This window comes from Sphingomonas sp. Leaf230 (genome assembly GCF_001421745.1).
Taxonomy (GTDB): Bacteria; Pseudomonadota; Alphaproteobacteria; order Sphingomonadales; family Sphingomonadaceae; genus Sphingomonas.
Genome location: NZ_LMKW01000009.1, coordinates 1 through 17,076 on the forward strand (window position 1 = coordinate 1; position 17,076 = coordinate 17,076).

Here is a 17,076-nt window from a genome sequence, read left to right on the forward strand (position 1 = left end):
TGCGTGGTCGTGGCGCTCCCGTGACGTACCTGTCCCATATGGCTTCCTTCCATTCCAACGAAAGGATCGCACCATCAAACCGTGGGATCAAACACCTAGCAGCTCTTCCAGATGCGCTACGTCGTTGTGGCGGAAGATGAACCGTTCTGCGCCAGAGCGCTTGATGCCCTCGATCATGGAATTGTGGTTGAGTGCGTCCGAGAATATCGCGCAATTCGGCAGCAACCGCCCGAGTGTGCCAAGGGCTGCCAGATTGCTGATCCAGCCAGACGTGAACAGGAGCGCGGCTTCCTTGCCATGCAGTCCGGCAAGCTCCTGTTCCAAGGCGACGTGCTCACTAACCGTGCCTGAGATATTCCGTGTTCCGCCGGTGCCGGCACCTGAGCGTGTGATGGTCTCATGCATCGCTGCAAGGACGTCGGGATGCTGCCCCATGCCGAGATAGTCGTTGCTGCACCATACCGTCACCTCGCGCATGGTGCCGTCTGGACGGTGCCAGCGCGCCTTCGGGAAGGCGCCCGCGATCCGCTCCAACTGTGCGAAGGTTCGGTAGCGCCCTTCAAGCCGGGTTTTGGCGAGAAGATCTTCAAAATGAGCATCGAGGTTCATGGTTCGCTCCTAGGGAACGTCAGAGAAAGTCTAGGGGTGTAGCCACCAGCGAATGATGCTGGCGACGATCCCGAGGGCCAGCACGCTGAGCGTCCAGATCAGCACCAGCCAGCCGATCCGTCGCCAAAGCGATGCCGGTGGGGTGTCAGCCATCAGTGATAGCCTTCGGTGACGGTTTTGCCGCGGAAGACCCAATAGGCCCAGGCGGTGTAGGTGATGATCAGCGGCATGATAAAGACGGTCCCCACCAGCATGAAAATCTGGCTCTTCTCGGGCGCTGCCGCATCCCAGATCGTCAGCGCACGCGGCACCACATACGGGAACATACTGATCCCGAGGCCCAGGAATCCGAGCGCGAAGAGGGCCAGCGTGACAAGGAACGGCAGGCGTTCCCGACCACGCTTCAGACTCCAGAAGAAGATGCCTCCGACCGCGATCGTCGCGAGAGGGACCTGAGACGTGAACAACACGCGGGGCATTTCGAACCAGCGGTGCCAATAGTCGATCGCCAGGAACGGCGTCGCTGCGCTAACCGCGGCCATCACAATCAAAGTCGCTATGCCCAGCCGAAACGCCATCTTTCGCGAGTGCTCCTGAAGCGAACCGTGCGACTTGCCGATCAACCAGCTCGACCCCAGCAGGGCATAACCGGACAGAAGCGCAACGCCGGTCAGCAGGCTAAAGGGCGACAGCCAGTCCAACGAACCACCGGCATAGGCGCGACCTTCGACCTTGATCCCTTGCAGCACCGCTCCGAGCAGTATGCCTTGCGAAAACGTTGCCACGACAGAACCAACGAAGAAGGCGGTGTCCCAATACGGGCGATGACGCGGGTCACGCCAACGAAACTCGAATGCCACGCCGCGGAAGATCAAACCGAGCAGCATGCCGATTACCAGCGGGTAAGTAGCCGGCAGGATGACGGAGTATGCGAGCGGGAAGGCCGCCATCAGGCCGCCCCCCCCAAGCACCAGCCAGGTCTCGTTGCCGTCCCACACCGGAGCGATCGAGTTCATCGCCTGATCGCGTTCCTCCCCAACCTTCAGCGTCGGAAAGAGAATGCCGATGCCAAGATCGAAGCCGTCCATCACGACATAGGCGAAGATCGCGAAGGCAAGGATGAAGGCCCAGACGGTAGCCAGATCATAATTGTAGAGCATGGCAGCTTACTCCTTGCTCAGAGCAGGGGCGGGCGTGAAACCCGTCGCCCGCTGCGGGGTGGAGGCCGGTTCGCTCTCATGTGGAGCAGGTGCCTTGGCCATGAGGCGGAGCAGGTAATAAGTGCCCGCGCCGAACACGATGAAGTAGACGATCACGAACGTCAGCAGCGATGTCGCAACGGCTGCGGCACGAAGCGGCGAGTGCGACTGGGCAGTCAGAAGATACCCGTAGACCGTATAAGGCTGCCGTCCGACTTCCGTCGTAATCCACCCGGCAATCACCGCGACGAAGCCTGCCGGACCCATGATCATGGCAGCTCGGTGTAGCCATCGCCAATCATAGAGCTGCCGGCGGAACCGCGCGACAAGGCTGAACAGTCCAAGTCCCAGCATTGCCATGCCCAGTCCGACCATGACCCGGAAAGACCAGAAGACCACGGTGACGGGCGGCTCACGATCGTCAGGGATCGTGTCGAGCCCGGCGAGCGGCGCGTTAGGGTCGTGCTTCAGGATCAGGGACGATGCCTTGGGTATCTCGATCGCATAGTCGATGCGTTTCTCGGCCGCATTGGGGATACCGAACAGGATCAGCGGAGCCCCATTGGGATGGCTGTCGTAATGCCCCTCCATGGCCATTACCTTGGCTGGCTGATGCTCCAGCGTGTTGAGGCCATGAGCATCACCGGCGAGGATTTGCGCCGGTGCCGCAATCGCCACCATCCACATCGCCATCGAGAACATCTTGCGCGCGCCGGGATTGGTGCGGTCACGCAGCAGATGCCAGGCACCGACTGCTCCGACAACAAGCGAGGTCGTCAGATAGGCGGCGATCACGACGTGCGTCAGTCGGTACGGGAAGCTTGGATTAAAGATGATCGGCAGCCACGATCCGGCTGGTACGAACTGCCCCTGGCCGTTGATGGCAAACCCTTGCGGCGTATGCATCCAGCTGTTGGTACTGATGATCCAGGTCGCCGAAATGAAGGTGCCGAGTGCCACCATGCAGGTCGCGAAAAAGTGCAGCTTGGGTCCAACCTTGTTGATGCCGAACAACATGACGCCAAGGAAACCGGCTTCCAGGAAGAAGGCGGTTAGCACTTCATAGGCCATGAGCGGCCCAACGACGGGGCCGGCTTTATCAGAGAATACCGACCAGTTCGTGCCGAACTGGTAGGACATGACGATCCCCGAGACGACGCCCATGCCGAATGCCACCGCGAAGATCTTCAGCCAGTAGCGATAGAGATTGGCGTAGACGCCCCGGCCGGTTCGCAACCACGCGCCTTCCAGCACCATCAGGAAGCTTGCAAGCCCAATGGAAAATGCTGGAAATATGAAGTGGAATGATACCGTGAATGCAAACTGCACCCGGGCAAGGAAAAGGGCTTCGTCACCCATGAGGGGGTCCTCTTGTGGTTCGCCATACCGAGATTAACTCGGCCATCACGTCGCGCCTGATCGCCTATATTTCTGTGATGTGATCGATCAGGTGCAACAGCCCAGGTTCAGACCAGCGAGATCTTTCTGGTTGCGTTCGGGGCGGTCATCGCGCCAAGTAAGCGCAAGCCACGTTCAAGACGTTCGCGGGAAAGAGTGCCTCCGATTGACACGCGCAACGCGGGTGAACCGCTTGACCGGTCAACTGCGAACACATCTGCACCCACCACGGATAAGCCGTGGGGGCGCAATGTGTTTACGATCTCACTGGAATTGGCGTCCGAGGGCAGCGGCATCCACAGATGATACCCTTCCGGCTGTGACTGGAACCCTTGCGGATCGAGAAACTTTGCCACGATTGCCTGACGAGCCTGTGCCTCGACCCGAACAGCGGTGGTGAGCTGCTGGAACACTCCACTGCCAATCCAGTCCGCCACGACCGCTGCATTGAGCGGTGGTGCCATGATTGCGGTTTCGTGCACGTCGGCCGCCAGTCGCCATGCTTGTGCGACTGTGGGTGCACGCAGCCACGCAATACGCAGACCCGGCGATAAAATCTTCGATACGCTGGCGATGTGCCAGGTCCGATCCTCCGCGAACGATGCGATCGGGGGCAAGGGCCGTTCCGGCAGGAGGCCATAGGCGTCATCCTCGATGACGATCAGACCGTGCTGCTCGGCAACGGTGGCAATCGCCTTGCGCCGGTCCACGCCCATTGTCGCGGTCGTCGGATTATCGTTGGTAGGTACGACATACACAGCACGCACACTGCCTTGGGCACAGGCGGCGTCGAGCGCTTCCGCGATCAGGCCTTCCGCATCCGACGCTACGACGAACAGGCGCAAACCGTACCGGCGGGCGACCGATTGGAACCCCGGATAGATGTGTGCGGCGACTGCTACGGTGTCGCCGGGTTGCAGCTCTGCGCTAACGATCGCGTGAAGGGCGTGTTGCCCGCCCGCCGTCACCAGAACGGTGTCGTCGTGACACGGAACGCCGCGAGCGCTCAACAGATCAGCACCAGCTTCGCGGGCCACGATCATGCCGCCACTCGGCTGATACTGGAACGGCGCAGCGACATCAGAACGGGTTAGTAAAGCGTCGGCAGATTGTCGGAACGCTGCAGCAAGAAGTGCGCCTGGAATTTCAGGTGGCGCGTTCATACCGGTATCGACCGGCTCGCTGTAGGTGGCTTTAGGAGTGTCGACCTTCTTCTGGCGAACAAAGCTACCACGCCGGCCGTCACCCTCGATCAATCCGAGCCGCTGCGCCTCGCCGTAAGCACGCGTGACCGTCGTCAGATCGACGCTTAACGCTTCGGCAAGGGCCCGCTGGGGCGGCAGCCGCGTACCGGCAGCAAGGCGTCCAGCCTCGATATCCTTCGAGAGCGCCTCAGCAATCGCAAGGTACTTTGGCCCCGCAATGGACTCGATATCGGGTTTCCAGGTTTGCATGGTTCTCATATATATGGCTCACGTACAAAGTCCATGCATTGCGAAGACAAAATATTGCGTTCGAATTCAGTCGCGATGGAGGGCGTAAAGCTCCTTGCCCGCAAGCGCCGATCGCGCGATTTCGCCATGATCGTGGAAGGCGAGCGAGGCCTCCGCGCAGTCAGCCTCCCAGAAGCTTTCATCGGCGTAACAGGCTAGCGCCCGCTCAGCACGACCGACACGCGCTGCAATTTCACTGAGCGCCTGTAGGGCGACGCGGACTTCGACATAATCGTCCCCACTGCCGGCAAGCACCGTGCGAGCGTCGTTCGAGCGCCCCGTAGAGGTTAGGTATGAAGCGGCGATGCGCCGGGCATCAGGCATCAACGAGCGCATAGACCGCTCCAAAAAATGGATCTGACAAGACCTGCGACCGGATTAATCGTCGAAGTTACTACTGTCCTTCGTATTCTCCCGGCCGTGAAGCTGATCCCAGATCTTGCCCGTACCGGCCTCCTGAGCACGATTCACGTACTGAGAGGCGACCAGCCAGCCTTTGATGGGGTGCAGCGGCAGCAGACATCCCAAAAGCATGACTGGGAGTGACGTGAACAGATGCACCCACCACACGGGATCAAATTTTACCTGGATCCACACGACAAAGAAAGCGAGCGGGAAGGCAACGATGCACAAGGAAAAGAAGGCAGGACCATCGTCAGGCGCTGCAAACCGATAGTCGAGACCGCAGGCCTCGCATCGGTCCGCGACCTTGAGCCACGACTTAAACATGTGCCCCTTGCCGCATCGCGGGCACAGGCCCTTCCAACCGGTCTTCATAATCCAGCGGAATTTGTCACCGTCGGTATCTTGGGTCACATGCGCACCGTTTGTTTTTAGCGATCGCACATACATAGTACGTATTGCATGGAATTTCTAGTTACTTTGCGCGCATCATTTATCGGCTGTTATCTAATTGGGGTCGGTACATGGAACGGACCCAGACGCTAAGCGCCGTCAGCCCTGCGCGAGCGTCCGAAAACACCCGTTTGTCGTGCATCCAGGATGGCGACAGGGTTTTCCGCCGTAATCTACGCCTTCTGGGACAAGGGCGTCGTCCCGGCACGGTCTGCCGAACGACAGCTACTGCCAGATCCGGCCGCTCGTGGGCGATGTCCCGTCCTACTATGGCGCAAATCTGGTAGAGTGCGGTCAGACAGGTTTCAGGAAGGAGATGGCGATCGCGGGCGGTCCCAAAAAGGATGGCATTTTGGGAATGCCGATGCGTACCTACCGCCGCTGCAACCCGATCACGTCCAACAGCGCATCCGCGGCTTTCGTGCGATAGCGTTCCTTATGCCGCAGCCCGAAGAAGGGGCGAGGAGCGAATGTGATCGGTGCGACGTGCAACAGACCTGCCTTGATGGCCGGGTCGACCACTAGCGCCGACAGGACAGCAACGTCCGCCCCAGCCTCCACGGCCGTTCGGTCGCTTTCATTAGACGGCATCGTCAGCGCCACGTCGAGGGCAGCCGGATCGACTCCCAAGCTGCGCAACTCGCTATTCAACGTCGATCGCGTGCCTGATCCAGGCTCCCGTTGCCCCCAGCGTGCTCGTCGCAGCCATGTCACGTCGATGTCGGCGTCGCCGAAAGGCTGTGCTCCGACGAGCAACAGCCGGTCTTCGCCGATCGGCCAATGCGCCAACGCCGGGTTGTCGATCTCGCCCTCGACAATACCCAGATCGGCCTTGCCGTCATAGACGCGTGCCGCGGCCTGCCCGGTGTTGCCGATCGACAGTTCGATACTAATCGCCGGATAGCGCTCATGGAAAGCCGCAAGGATGGGCGGCAACCAGTAGGCGGCGATGGTCTGGCTGGCGACGAGGCGCAGCGTGCCCCGCTTCAGCCCGCCAAGCTCCTCCAGCACCGTCTCGGCCGCGTCGGCCCGCGCAAGAACTCCGCGAGCCTCGGTCAGGAACAGCCGTCCGGCCTCTGTCAGAGCGATGCCGCGCCCGACGCGGTGGAAGAGCTTGGTTGCGTGTCGCTCCTCAAGCGAGGCGATGGCTGCGGAAGCCTCTGACTGCGTGACGTTTAAGGCCGCGCCGCGACGGTCATATGCTTGCGCTCGGCCACGCCGACGAAGATGCGCAGTTGCTCCAGTGTCACACCGCACCTGATATAGAAACCGATCACGATTGACGATCGGAATGACAACAAGGCTAAGTTGGAGCGATCGGTAGGCAGGGTTTAGATCGTGCGACGGAAGGAACACCGCCGTGGCCAGTTTTGCCTATCCCGATCGTATATTCCCTACCGTCCAGACTAGCAGATTGCCCGCGCTGCTGCCCGGCGTCGGCCTCTGCCTCGCCGTCACCGGCTCGGCCTACGCGCTGGAGGCGGGCGAGCGCGCACTGGCCGGCAAGGCGTGGCTGGAGGCGCTGGTGCTCGCCATCCTGATCGGCACCGCCGTGCGCAGCCTGTGGACCCCGGATGAAAGGTGGCACGAAGGCATCGCATTCAGCGCCAAATACTTACTGGAGGTGGCGGTCGTCCTGCTCGGTGCTTCGGTCAGTGCCGCGACGATCTTGGCGGCCGGGCTGCCGCTCCTCGCCGGTATCGCCGGCGTGGTCGTGAGCGCAATCCTGCTCAGCTTTGGGATCGGCCGATTGCTCGGCTTGCCGACGCGGATGGCGCTGCTGGTGGCTTGCGGCAATTCAATCTGCGGCAACTCCGCCATCGCGGCCGTGGCACCGGTAATCGGCGCCGACAGCGACGACGTAGCTGCCTCGATCGCGTTCACGGCGGTACTGGGTGTGGTGGTAGTGCTTGGCCTGCCACTGCTCGGGATTGCGCTCGGCATGGGCGGGCTCGCCTTCGGGGCGCTCGCCGGGCTCACTGTCTATGCCGTGCCGCAGGTGATCGCAGCCGCCTCGCCGTTGGGCGCCACCGCCGTGCAGATGGGTACGCTCGTCAAGCTGGTGCGCGTGCTGATGCTCGGGCCGGTGTGCCTTGTTCTGTCGCTGGTGGCGCCTCGTCTCGCGCCGCAGTCGGTTCCCGAAGGCGAGTTCGTCGCCGGTGCGCCTACGGCCAAGCGGATGGACCTCGCCCACCTCGTGCCCTGGTTCATCATCGGCTTCCTCGCACTGGTCGCCTGCCGCTCGCTGGGTCTGGTGCCGACCGTCGCCATCGCGCCGATCGGCCGGAGCGCCACGCTGCTGACCGTCGTTTCCATGGCGGCGCTCGGGCTCGGCGTGGACGTCCGCACCGTCGCCAAGGCCGGGGGCCGCGTGACCATGGCCGTCGTGTTGTCGTTGCTCGGCTTGGCCGCGATCAGCCTGACGCTGCTGGCCGCGCTGCACATCGAATGATCGGGCAAGATAGTGAGGATGAGGCCGAGGCCAAACCGATTGTCAGGCGTTACAATAGCATGAGCGAGCTGATGATAGAGCGGAACCCCGAGCCCTACAACGCCGAGCCGGTGCCCGGCGCCTTGATCGAGCGGTTCTTGACGCCACAGAACCTGTTCTATGTGCGCAGCCATGGGCCCGTGCCGGACCTGCCGGCCGATCACCGGATTGAGGTGGGCGGGATCAGTGTGGGCGAGTGCTCCATCTCGATTGCGGAGTTGAAGGCGCGCTTTCCGGTCCGGACTGTCACGGCTGTGCTTCAGTGCGCCGGCAACCGCCGGACCGATCTCCAACAGGTGGGCAAGACTTCAGGCGATCCGTGGGACATAGGCGCGATCGGCAATGCCGAGTGGACGGGCGTGCGGCTCGCAGACCTGTTGGATGCAGTTGGAGCATCGGACGCGTCCAACCTGTTCGTCTGCTTCACCGGCGCTGACGAGGTGGATGTGGAAGGCGAGGTGGCACCGTTCGGCGTCTCGATCGCTATGACCAAGGCGCGGGCGCCCGACGTGCTGCTCGCCTGGGCGATGAACGGCGAACCGCTGGCATCCGAGCACGGTGCGCCGTTGCGTCTGGTCGTGCCAGGCTATGCTGGCGTGCGTAGCGCCAAGTGGCTGACCCGGATCGAGGTCAAGGACACGCCCTCCGAGGCGCCGATCCAGGCGCACGATTACAAGCTTTTTCCGGCCGACGTGACCAGCGAGACGGCGGACTGGACGCAAGGGCTGACGATCAACGCCATGCCGCTCAACGCCGCGATCTGCTCGCCTGGTTCGGGCGAGAGTCTGCCCGCGGGCAAGGTCCGGATCGAGGGCTATGCCGTCGCCTATGAGCGCGACGTGTCGCGGGTAGAGGTGTCGCTGAACGGCGGTCGAGACTGGCGGCAGGCCGATTTCTCCGACGATCCGGACGGGCAGTGGAGCTGGCAGCGCTGGTCGCTCGATGCGGAACTGCCCAAGGGGCGCCAGCACCTTGTGGTGCGCGCGTTCGACGATGCGGGCCAGGGTCAGCCCGAACTACCCGATACGATGTGGAACTTCGCCGGATACCTCTGCACGGCCTGGCACCACGTCCACGTGCTGGTCGAGTGAATCCGCCGCCTTTGTCGGTCGATCTCGCCTTCTGGGTCGACGCGATCGGCAGGATGATCGTGGCGACGGCGGCCGGCATGACGCTCGGCTGGGAACGGTCACGCGAGAACCGACAGATCATGGGTCTGCGGACGCTGGGGCTGGTCGGGCTCGCGAGTTGCATCGCCGTCCAGGCGATCGTCCACAGCGGCTTGCCGAACGTGAACGCCGATGCAGCAGGTCGAGTGATGCAGGGCATCCTATCCGGCGTCGGCTTCATCGGCGCGGGCGCGGTCCTGCGCGTTGGCAGCGGGCAGGAGGTGCACGGGCTAGCAACGGCGGCGTGCATCTGGGTGTCAGCGACGCTCGGAGCGGCAGCGGGATTGGCGGTGTGGCCACTACTTGTGGGCGGTCTGCTGCTGGCGATGCTAGTGTTGTTCGTCGGCGCACCGCTCGAATGCCGTATCCGCGAACGCGCTCGGCAGACCCCGGCCGAAGCGGACCGGCGGGACGCCGAGCAGAAACCCTGAATAATCCTTGGCGCGAAACGGTGCACCAGTAGTTTTGCAGACGGAGGACTTCATGAGGTGTTTGATCCCACGGTTTGATGGTGCGATCCTTTCGTTGGAATGGAAGGAAGCGGTATGGGACAGGTACGTCACGGGAGCGCCACGACCACGCACGCCGTCAGAGCAGCAATACAGCGATCGCAAGCTTCGCTCTCGACGCTGAGCCGGGAGCTTGGGATCAACCCGAAGACGGTGGCGAAGTGGCGTAAGCGGGCGACGGTCGAGGATTTAAAGACCGGGCCGAAGGCCCCTCATTCCACAACCCTTACCGAAGCCGAAGAGGCGGCGGTCGTTGCATTCCGGCGTCACACATTACTGCCGCTCGACGATTGCCTCTACGCGTTGCAGCCGTCGATCCCGCATCTGACACGGTCGGCGCTGCACCGCTGCCTGCAGCGGCACGGCATATCCCGTCTGCCGGACATCGAGGGGGACAAGCCGAAGCGACAGCGCTTCCAGCGCTACCCGATCGGCTTCTTCCACGTGGATATTGCCGAGGTTCAGACTGCCGAAGGCAAGCTTTACCTGTTCGTCGGCATCGACCGAACCAGCAAGTTTGCGGTCACCCAGCTCGTCGACAAGGCTGACAGGCGGACGGCTTGGGAGTTCCTCGAACTTCTGCTGAAAGCGGTGCCCTACCGCATTCACACGATCCTGACCGACAACGGCATCCAGTTCGCCGAGCAACCGCGCAACCGTAACACCGCCTGGTCGCGTCAGATGCGCTTCGACATGATCTGTGAAGCGAACGATATCGAGCACCGGCTCACCAAGCCGAACCACCCTTGGACCAACGGTCAGGTCGAGCGGATGAACCGCACCATCAAGGAGGCGACCGTCAAGCGCTTCCATTACGAGAGCCATGACCAGCTACGGACGCACCTCGCCGACTTCATGGCTGCCTATAACTTTGCCCGCCGGCTCAAGACGCTCAGCGGACTCACACCCTACGAATACATCGCCAAGATCTGGACGTCAGAGCCGGACAGGTTCATTGTCGATCCGATCCACCAGATGCCGGGACTAAACACCTAGCCTGATCCCCCCGATACGTCGGGCGCAGCCTTCGGATCGGGGTCTTGCGCCTTGCCCTTCGCGGCGCCCGGCTGCTTTGCGCTCATGGCGGTCAGATAAGCGACGATCGCCGGCACGTCGGCTGCGGCGACGGGGGCTTTGTAGACCTCGCGCATCTTGGTGACCTCCGCGGTCCACTGGTCGGCGGAGAGTGGCGGCTGGTTCAGCGCCATGCTCGCCGAATGACACGAGGTGCAGTTCGCATTGATGACGTCGGCATGCGGGCCGGCGGGATATTGCCCTTCGTCGGTTGGGAGATCGACCGAAGTGGACGCCAGCGAGAAGCCGCGCGCCGAGACGCTTGGCGGCGGTGGTGCGGTCGGGGCGGCAGGCGGCGGGGCGACGCGGCTGTTCGGGGCACCAATCGCGAGCAGAAGAACGACGGTCGCGCCGACGAACCCGAACGACAGCGTGCCGATGGAAGGCGTTTTCATGGGGGAGCGCTCCTCAGCCGACGACGATGTTGGTGGTTTCGATGTTGCCGCGCATGAACCCGCCCGGGTTCCAGATCGGCGTCATCGGCTGCGCGATGCCGGCGGTGTTCCAGCAGCGCGACATCAGCCTGGTCGGGCCCGCATGCGTGAGCGGCACCTGCGCATCCCAGCGGCGGAAACTGTATTTGCCGTGATCGGGGCCGAGCACTGTCTTGTACCAGGTCTTGCCGTTGTCGGTCGACACATCGACCTTGGCGACGCCGCAATCGCCCCCCATCGCAATGCCGCCCAGCGGGATTGACCGGTCGAACGCGATTGCCTGCCCTTCGTCGAGGCTCGTGACCCAGCTGCGCGGGATCATCTTGTTGATCGGGACGGTCGGGAAATCCTTCTGGCCAGGCCGCACGTTCGCGCCTGGAGTGTCAGGGATCTTGTACGCCTTGGCCATCCAGTAACCGTCGTCGGGTGCGGCGAGCACCTCGATGTCGTTCAGCATCTTGACCCAATAGGTCGAATACCAGCCGGGTACGATCAGCCGGACCGGGAAGCCGTTGAGGAGCGGCATCTGTTCGCCGTTCATCCCGAAGGCGAGCATCACTTCGCCGTCGCGTGCGTGGTCGATCGACAGCGACTTGGCGAAATCCGGTCCACCCGCGACCACCGGTTGGTCGAGCGCACCGAACCGCACCGCAACCGCGCCCGGCTTCACGCCGGCGATGTCGAGCACGTCGCGCAGGCGCACGCCGAGCCATTTGGCGTTGCCCATCGCCCCGTGACGCCACTGCGCACCGGCAACAGGGGGCTGGAACAGCGCACGCGAATTGCCCGAGCATTGGTTGATCGCCGCCAGCTCGACGCGTGGCAACTTCAGCAGTTGCGCGAGCGAGATCGACAGCGGCCGCGTGACCGCGCCGTGCACCTTGATCCGGAACGCCTCGACATCGATCGCGGTCGGAATGTCAGCCCAGTGCCAGCGGACGAAGAACTGGTCGTTTGGCGTGAAGACGTCGCCATTGAACACGCTCATCGGCGTTTCCAGCAAAGGCGGGTGGATACGCTGGAGGATCATGTTGCCCTTGCCGGGGAACGCACTGGTCATCGGCCGTTCCGACGGACCGCCCGGCAGGTGCAGATCGACCATGCTCTGCGCCAGCGCGGGTGCGGCGATCAGCGCGCCGCTGCCGATCGCGGCCTCTGCGAGAAAGCGACGGCGGTTCGTCGCCTGCGCCAGTTTCATATCCAGGCTGTCCACCAACATTCTCCCGTTTCTGTCATGTTCTGTATGCGCGACCCGTCCGCCGGTCTGCCCGGTACGGGTCGATCAGATTCGCCGGTTCGATCCGGCAGGACGATCGGTTTGGCCCATCAATTGGCTTGGGCAATGCAGGGCGACACGAACAGGTTGCCGCGCCAGCCGCCCGCGACCGTCTTAGCGCCGACCAGCAGCCACATTGCTGCGAGCGCCACTGTGAGGACAGTGCCGACGATCCCGAAAAAGCCGAGCTGAAGCGTCGTGCCGAGCTTGAAGGTGGCGACCGTGGAGACGCCAAGCGGGAAGGTATAGCCCCACCAGCCGAGGTTGAACGGAATGCCCGCGCGCCAGTAGCGGATCGTGATCAGCGTCGCGAGCGCCAGCCACCACAGACCGAAACCCCAGAGCAGCAGCCCGGCAATCGTGCCAATCCCCTGCGCTACCGCGCCGATCTGCCCCAGGCCGTTGGCGGCGAGGATCGCGGGCGCGTTGCTGCCGAGCACCGGCATCCCAAGCGCGCCGGTGCCAATCGGACCGAGCGCGAGCCAGCTCGAGGCGGCCATGCTCTCGTGCGGCAGCTTGTGCAGTGCCATCCGCAGGATCAGGATCGCGAGGATGCCGAACGCGACCGGCACTGAATAAGCCCAGAGCACATACGACGTTGCGAGCACGACGAACTGGTGATGCGCGTCCGCCAGATGCGGGGCGAGCAGGCCGCCGCTCGCACCTGCGACCTCCGCCGCGACCACCGGCAGCAGCCACACCGCGGTCATGCCGTCGAGCGAATGTTCGTGCCGAGTAAACATGAGGTAGGGGATCGCTACACCGCAGGCGAGCGACATCGCGACGTCGATCCACCACAATGTCTCGGCGATCGGGATCACGCCCGCGCCGAACTGCGGCAGGCCGAATGCAAGACATCCGTTGATGATCGTCGCCAGCCCCATCGGGATCGTGCCGATGAACATCGACACGGTGTTGTGCCCGAAGATCCGCCGCGCCTCGTGTCCGAACATCGTCCAGCGCGCGGTGTAGAGCCCGGCGAACAGCGTGAAGAGCGCGATGTTGAAGTACCACAGCGCCTCGCCGACCGGGTGCAGCGATGCGCCGACGCCCGGCACCTGCGGCAAGGCGAGCGCGAGAATGCCGGTGCCCATCGTAGCGGCGAACCAGTTGGGGGTGAACTGCCGGATCATCTCGCGCGGGGAGTCGAGCCGGCTGAGGGGCTTCAGGCCATCGAGAACGGGTTTCAGATCGGCGGTCACTTGCCAGTCTCCTTGATGAGATCGGTCAGCGCATCGGCCGCCCGCGTTCGATACCGCTCTTTATGGCGCAGCGCGTAGAACGAACGCCGCGGCAGACCGAGCGGTAGATCGTGCAACGTGCCGGCCGCGATTGCAGGTGCGACGACATGCTGCGACAGCACCGCGACGCCCGCCCCGGCCTCGACCGCGCTACGTACCGCCTCGTTCGATGGTAGCATCAGCGCCACGGTGAGGTCCGACGGATCGACGCCGCGCTGGCGCAGCACCTCCTCGAACGACGAGCGCGTGCCCGATCCCTGCTCGCGGACGATCCAGCGTGCGGCGCGGATCCAGTCCTCGTCGATCGTGTCGGCTGCGCGGTCGCTTACCAGCACCATGCGGTCGTTCGCGACCGTCCAATGCGCGAGCGCGGGCTCGTCGATCACACCCTCGACGAAGCCGAGCTCGACCGCACCGTCGAGCACGCGCGCCGCGGCCCCCTCGGTGTTGTCGATCGCCAGTTCGATTGAGATCGCGGGGTAGCGCGCATGGAACGCGGCCAGCTGGCGGGGCAGCCAATAGCCCGCGATCGTCTGGCTTGCGACTAGCCGCAGGGTGCCGCGCTCCAGTCCTGCATATTCGGCCAGTGCAAGTTCCGCGCTGGCGGCACGGCCAAGCACTGCGCGTGCGTCGACCAGAAACATGCGGCCCGCTTCGGACAGTTCGATCCCACGGCCGACCCGGTGGAACAGCGGCACGCCGTGCCGGGCTTCCAGCGCGGCGATGGCAGCGCTTGCGGCTGACTGCGTCACATTGAGCGCTTCGGCCGCGCGCGTCATGTGCTCGCGCTCAGCGACACCGACGAAAATCCTGAGTTGTTCCAGGGTCATGCCCGATCTCCTTGCCCCAATGATAGGGAAAGGAGATCAATCGCACCAACCAAAGATTACGGTCATTCCAATCAGATATACCGATCGGTCATTTCAGAATGTCGATAACCGCCTCACGTTCATCGACCAGTTCGGCAATCGTGCGATCGAGCATCGATCGCTGGAATGGATCGAGGATCAGTCCTTCGATACGCGCATACCCACCGCTTTTGCAGTGCACCGGCACGCCGCACACCAGCCCTTGCGGGATACCGTAGGAGCCATCTGACACCACGCCCATCGACACCCAATTGTCGCCTGCGCCGTGCACCCAATCGCGCAGATGGTCGATCGCCGCATTTGCTGCCGACGCGGCCGAGGACGCACCCCGTGCTTCGATGATCGCGGTTCCGCGCTGCGCAACGGTGGGGATCAGGGTCTCGCGGTACCAGGCCTCGTTTCCGATACGGTCGGCAAGCTTTTGGCCATCGAGTTCGGCATTCCCCCAGTCGGCAAACATCGTCGGCGAATGGTTTCCCCAGACGACGAGCTTTGTAATCGCATCGACACCGACACCCGCCTTGGCCGCAAGCTGTCCCTGCGCGCGGTTGTGATCGAGGCGGATCATCGACGTGATGTTTTCGGCAGGGAAACCCGGTGCGCTTTGCGCAATGATCCAGGCATTTGTGTTGGCGGGATTACCGACGACCAGGATCTTGGCGTCGCGTTTGGCCACTGCGTCCAGCGCTGCGCCCTGCGTCTTGAAGATCGCTGCGTTGGCAGCGAGCAAATCACGGCGCTCCATGCCCTTCGAGCGGGGACGAGACCCGACCAGCATGGCCGCATCGATGTCCTTGAAAGCCACCATCGGATCATCAGTAATGATCACATCTGCCAGCAGCGGGAACGCGCAATCCTCCAGTTCCATGACCACGCCGCGTACTGCGTCCAGCGCCTGCGGCACGTCGAGCAGTTGAAGGATAACGGGCTGGTCCGGTCCGAACACGTCACCCTGCGCGACCCGGAAGAGCAGCGAATAGCAAATTTGTCCTGCGGCACCGCTGATCGCGATCCTGACGGGGGGCTTGGTCATTTTGGAAAGGGCTTTCGTTGGGAGATTACAGACGGTGTGAGACCGATCAACGCGCCGCCAGGGCAAGCGCCGCATCGCGCCCGGATGGCACCAGATTGGCGAGACCTTTTCCTGATCTTACGGCACCAGGAACGTAGATCAGGCTCTGCGCATCCGTACTGATCGGGATCGTCGACACGGTGGTGTACGTCAGCGTGTCGATCCCAGCGACCTTGTTGGTTCCGGCCAGGCTGGCATAGATCCTCGTACCATCGCCCGACGGCCAAACCGCACTCGGAGCCGCTTGTAGCGGGACGGTTGCCACAGCCTCCAGGCTGTCGGTTCTATAGACCTTGATTGCAGGTTGATCGCCGCCAACGCTGACATAGGCAAAGGAATCGTCTGCGCGCTGGGCGAAGTTGACCGCGCCCGTTGCTGGACCAGTGTTTATCACTTCGCGTACCGCAAACGGCGGTTTGGCAGCAAAGACCGTGGTCGTGCCGCTCTCGCGGCGTGTTGCCCAGATCTGTTTGCCATCTGGCGAGACCGCGATTGCTCCCGCACCTGCACCGTTGCTGGCAACGTGTCCGACGACGCGCCGATGCTCGACGTCGACAACCAGGATGGACGGCCTTTCAGTAAGCGATACAAAGGCATAGCGTCCGTTTGGCGACAGGATGGTTGCGCCCGCTCCGCCACTTGCTGGTACGCGGGTGATCTCCCGCGCTGTCTTAGGATCCACGACCGCGATGGCATGTTCATCGCCGAGCGAAACCCAGAGTTCGTGCCCATTGGGCGTAAACGCGACGGCGGTAGGCGACGTCTGGAACACGGTCCGGCCTCGTTCCGTGTTCGTGGCCAGATCTACGAGCGTCACACTGTGCTGCGCTAATGCCGATACCGCCAGGGTCCGCCCGTCACGCGTTGCAGCCAGGTGCTGGACTTTGGGGCTGGAAAAGCTGGGCTCAGCTATCGCGCTTTTGGCGAGGTCGATCCGTCCCAGTTCGTTGCCCGCTGCAGGATCGATGACAACGATCTTCGTCGATGTAGGGTCAGACACATAGATCCGGTCATGATGGCTGAGGTCGATATCAGCCTTCGACCACGGTGCCTGAACCGCCTTGATATCGTAGGGAAAGTCGTCCGCCGCAGGTGCAGCCCAATAGGCCTGAGCGATCGCCGGGACTGGCGCTACGGAGGCCAACATCGCGGCAACCAGAACGATCGCAGCTTTCATCGTTTGATCCTTATCACGGACCCGGCGGGTGATCGTGCCGGTCCGATGCCGCTAGATCGACCGATATGTCCCTCGCGTCCAACGCATGGTCGCGATGATTTCAATACGAAAACGCGATTATAGATCGCCGACCGTTCCTGTTAAATGATTGGAATGACCGTGGTTATGCGTTGGACCGACCGCCCCGCCGCAATCATCTATCCTGTCACG

Annotated in this window: 17 protein-coding genes and 1 pseudogene; 4 read left to right on the forward strand and 14 right to left on the reverse strand. The window is 62.9% G+C overall.

The genetic code is table 11. From position 1 onward, the window contains the following. Positions 1-87: 87 nt before the first annotated feature. From ASE82_RS09065 to ASE82_RS09095, 8 genes and pseudogenes are all read right to left on the reverse strand, one after another. Positions 88-609, reverse strand: coding sequence for an aminotransferase class I/II-fold pyridoxal phosphate-dependent enzyme (locus tag ASE82_RS09065; protein ID WP_199860757.1), 522 nt, complete (start codon positions 607-609; stop codon positions 88-90). A gap of 30 nt (positions 610-639) precedes the next feature. Further along, a complete protein-coding gene (locus tag ASE82_RS18870) occupies positions 640-762 on the reverse strand; it encodes a DUF2474 domain-containing protein (RefSeq protein WP_081874069.1) in 123 nt (40 codons plus the stop codon). Next, a complete protein-coding gene (gene cydB, locus ASE82_RS09070; RefSeq protein WP_031439186.1) occupies positions 762-1,769 on the reverse strand; it encodes a cytochrome d ubiquinol oxidase subunit II in 1,008 nt (335 codons plus the stop codon). Before cydB ends, ASE82_RS18870 begins: the two co-directional genes overlap by 1 nt. A gap of 6 nt (positions 1,770-1,775) precedes the next feature. Further along, positions 1,776-3,167 carry a cytochrome ubiquinol oxidase subunit I gene (locus ASE82_RS09075; protein ID WP_031439185.1) on the reverse strand — a complete coding sequence of 464 codons (1,392 nt, stop codon included), beginning with the start codon at positions 3,165-3,167 and terminating at the stop codon, positions 1,776-1,778. Between the two features lie 107 nt (positions 3,168-3,274). Further along, a complete protein-coding gene (locus tag ASE82_RS09080) occupies positions 3,275-4,669 on the reverse strand; it encodes an aminotransferase-like domain-containing protein (RefSeq protein ID WP_235524638.1) in 1,395 nt (464 codons plus the stop codon). Positions 4,670-4,726: 57 nt separating this feature from the next. Beyond that, the gene (locus ASE82_RS09085; protein ID WP_042466347.1) at positions 4,727-5,035 is read right to left on the reverse strand and encodes a hypothetical protein; all 309 of its coding nucleotides are present in this window, start codon (positions 5,033-5,035) and stop codon (positions 4,727-4,729) included. A gap of 42 nt (positions 5,036-5,077) precedes the next feature. Next, positions 5,078-5,476 (reverse strand): DUF983 domain-containing protein, encoded by a 399-nt coding sequence (locus ASE82_RS09090; protein WP_042466346.1) that lies wholly within the window; start codon positions 5,474-5,476, stop codon positions 5,078-5,080. A 450-nt stretch (positions 5,477-5,926) separates the two neighbouring features. Beyond that, positions 5,927-6,804, reverse strand: a pseudogene (locus ASE82_RS09095) (LysR substrate-binding domain-containing protein). A 110-nt stretch (positions 6,805-6,914) separates the two neighbouring features. Here ASE82_RS09095 and ASE82_RS09100 point away from each other — a divergent pair. The 4 genes from ASE82_RS09100 to ASE82_RS09115 all read left to right on the forward strand — a co-directional run bounded on the left by ASE82_RS09100 (position 6,915) and on the right by ASE82_RS09115 (position 10,719). Then, positions 6,915-8,006, forward strand: a complete 1,092-nt coding sequence (locus ASE82_RS09100) for a YeiH family protein (protein WP_235524639.1) — start codon at positions 6,915-6,917, stop codon at positions 8,004-8,006. Positions 8,007-8,065: 59 nt separating this feature from the next. Further along, complete coding sequence (locus ASE82_RS09105) at positions 8,066-9,136, forward strand: sulfite oxidase (RefSeq protein ID WP_037535043.1); 1,071 nt, start codon at positions 8,066-8,068, stop codon at positions 9,134-9,136. After that, a complete protein-coding gene (locus tag ASE82_RS09110; RefSeq protein ID WP_152555463.1) occupies positions 9,133-9,645 on the forward strand; it encodes an MgtC/SapB family protein in 513 nt (170 codons plus the stop codon). Before ASE82_RS09105 ends, ASE82_RS09110 begins: the two co-directional genes overlap by 4 nt. 114 nt (positions 9,646-9,759) lie before the next feature. Further along, positions 9,760-10,719, forward strand: coding sequence for an IS481 family transposase (locus ASE82_RS09115; protein WP_056061908.1), 960 nt, complete (start codon positions 9,760-9,762; stop codon positions 10,717-10,719). Here ASE82_RS09115 and ASE82_RS09120 read toward each other — a convergent pair. The 6 genes from ASE82_RS09120 to ASE82_RS09145 form a co-directional block, all read right to left on the reverse strand. Beyond that, positions 10,716-11,192, reverse strand: coding sequence for a hypothetical protein (locus ASE82_RS09120; RefSeq protein ID WP_037535047.1), 477 nt, complete (start codon positions 11,190-11,192; stop codon positions 10,716-10,718). The genes ASE82_RS09115 and ASE82_RS09120 overlap by 4 nt on opposite strands. A 13-nt stretch (positions 11,193-11,205) precedes the next feature. Beyond that, the gene (locus ASE82_RS09125) at positions 11,206-12,450 is read right to left on the reverse strand and encodes a molybdopterin-dependent oxidoreductase (RefSeq protein WP_200910705.1); all 1,245 of its coding nucleotides are present in this window, start codon (positions 12,448-12,450) and stop codon (positions 11,206-11,208) included. Positions 12,451-12,557: 107 nt separating this feature from the next. Next, positions 12,558-13,709, reverse strand: a complete 1,152-nt coding sequence (locus ASE82_RS09130) for a TDT family transporter (RefSeq protein WP_056061918.1) — start codon at positions 13,707-13,709, stop codon at positions 12,558-12,560. After that, entirely contained in the window at positions 13,706-14,578 is an 873-nt protein-coding gene (locus ASE82_RS09135) for a LysR family transcriptional regulator (protein WP_056061921.1), read from the reverse strand. Before ASE82_RS09135 ends, ASE82_RS09130 begins: the two co-directional genes overlap by 4 nt. Before the next feature lie 88 nt (positions 14,579-14,666). Next, positions 14,667-15,716, reverse strand: a complete 1,050-nt coding sequence (locus ASE82_RS09140; protein ID WP_235524640.1) for a malate dehydrogenase — start codon at positions 15,714-15,716, stop codon at positions 14,667-14,669. Further along, a complete protein-coding gene (locus ASE82_RS09145; protein ID WP_051583499.1) occupies positions 15,697-16,866 on the reverse strand; it encodes a YncE family protein in 1,170 nt (389 codons plus the stop codon). Before ASE82_RS09145 ends, ASE82_RS09140 begins: the two co-directional genes overlap by 20 nt. Between the last annotated feature and the right edge of the window lie 210 nt (positions 16,867-17,076).

Coding starts and splice junctions, on each gene's coding strand:
- ASE82_RS09105 (WP_037535043.1), top strand. CDS start 8,066: ATGAGCGAGCTGATGATAGAGCGGAACCCCGAGCCCTACAACGCCGAG.
- ASE82_RS09115 (WP_056061908.1), top strand. CDS start 9,760: ATGGGACAGGTACGTCACGGGAGCGCCACGACCACGCACGCCGTCAGA.
- ASE82_RS09085 (WP_042466347.1), bottom strand. CDS start 5,035: ATGCGCTCGTTGATGCCTGATGCCCGGCGCATCGCCGCTTCATACCTA.
- ASE82_RS09125 (WP_200910705.1), bottom strand. CDS start 12,450: ATGTTGGTGGACAGCCTGGATATGAAACTGGCGCAGGCGACGAACCGC.
- ASE82_RS09135 (WP_056061921.1), bottom strand. CDS start 14,578: ATGACCCTGGAACAACTCAGGATTTTCGTCGGTGTCGCTGAGCGCGAG.
- ASE82_RS09075 (WP_031439185.1), bottom strand. CDS start 3,167: ATGGGTGACGAAGCCCTTTTCCTTGCCCGGGTGCAGTTTGCATTCACG.
- cydB (WP_031439186.1), bottom strand. CDS start 1,769: ATGCTCTACAATTATGATCTGGCTACCGTCTGGGCCTTCATCCTTGCC.
- ASE82_RS09145 (WP_051583499.1), bottom strand. CDS start 16,866: ATGAAAGCTGCGATCGTTCTGGTTGCCGCGATGTTGGCCTCCGTAGCG.
- ASE82_RS09080 (WP_235524638.1), bottom strand. CDS start 4,669: ATGAGAACCATGCAAACCTGGAAACCCGATATCGAGTCCATTGCGGGG.
- ASE82_RS09065 (WP_199860757.1), bottom strand. CDS start 609: ATGAACCTCGATGCTCATTTTGAAGATCTTCTCGCCAAAACCCGGCTT.
- ASE82_RS18870 (WP_081874069.1), bottom strand. CDS start 762: ATGGCTGACACCCCACCGGCATCGCTTTGGCGACGGATCGGCTGGCTG.
- ASE82_RS09090 (WP_042466346.1), bottom strand. CDS start 5,476: ATGAAGACCGGTTGGAAGGGCCTGTGCCCGCGATGCGGCAAGGGGCAC.
- ASE82_RS09120 (WP_037535047.1), bottom strand. CDS start 11,192: ATGAAAACGCCTTCCATCGGCACGCTGTCGTTCGGGTTCGTCGGCGCG.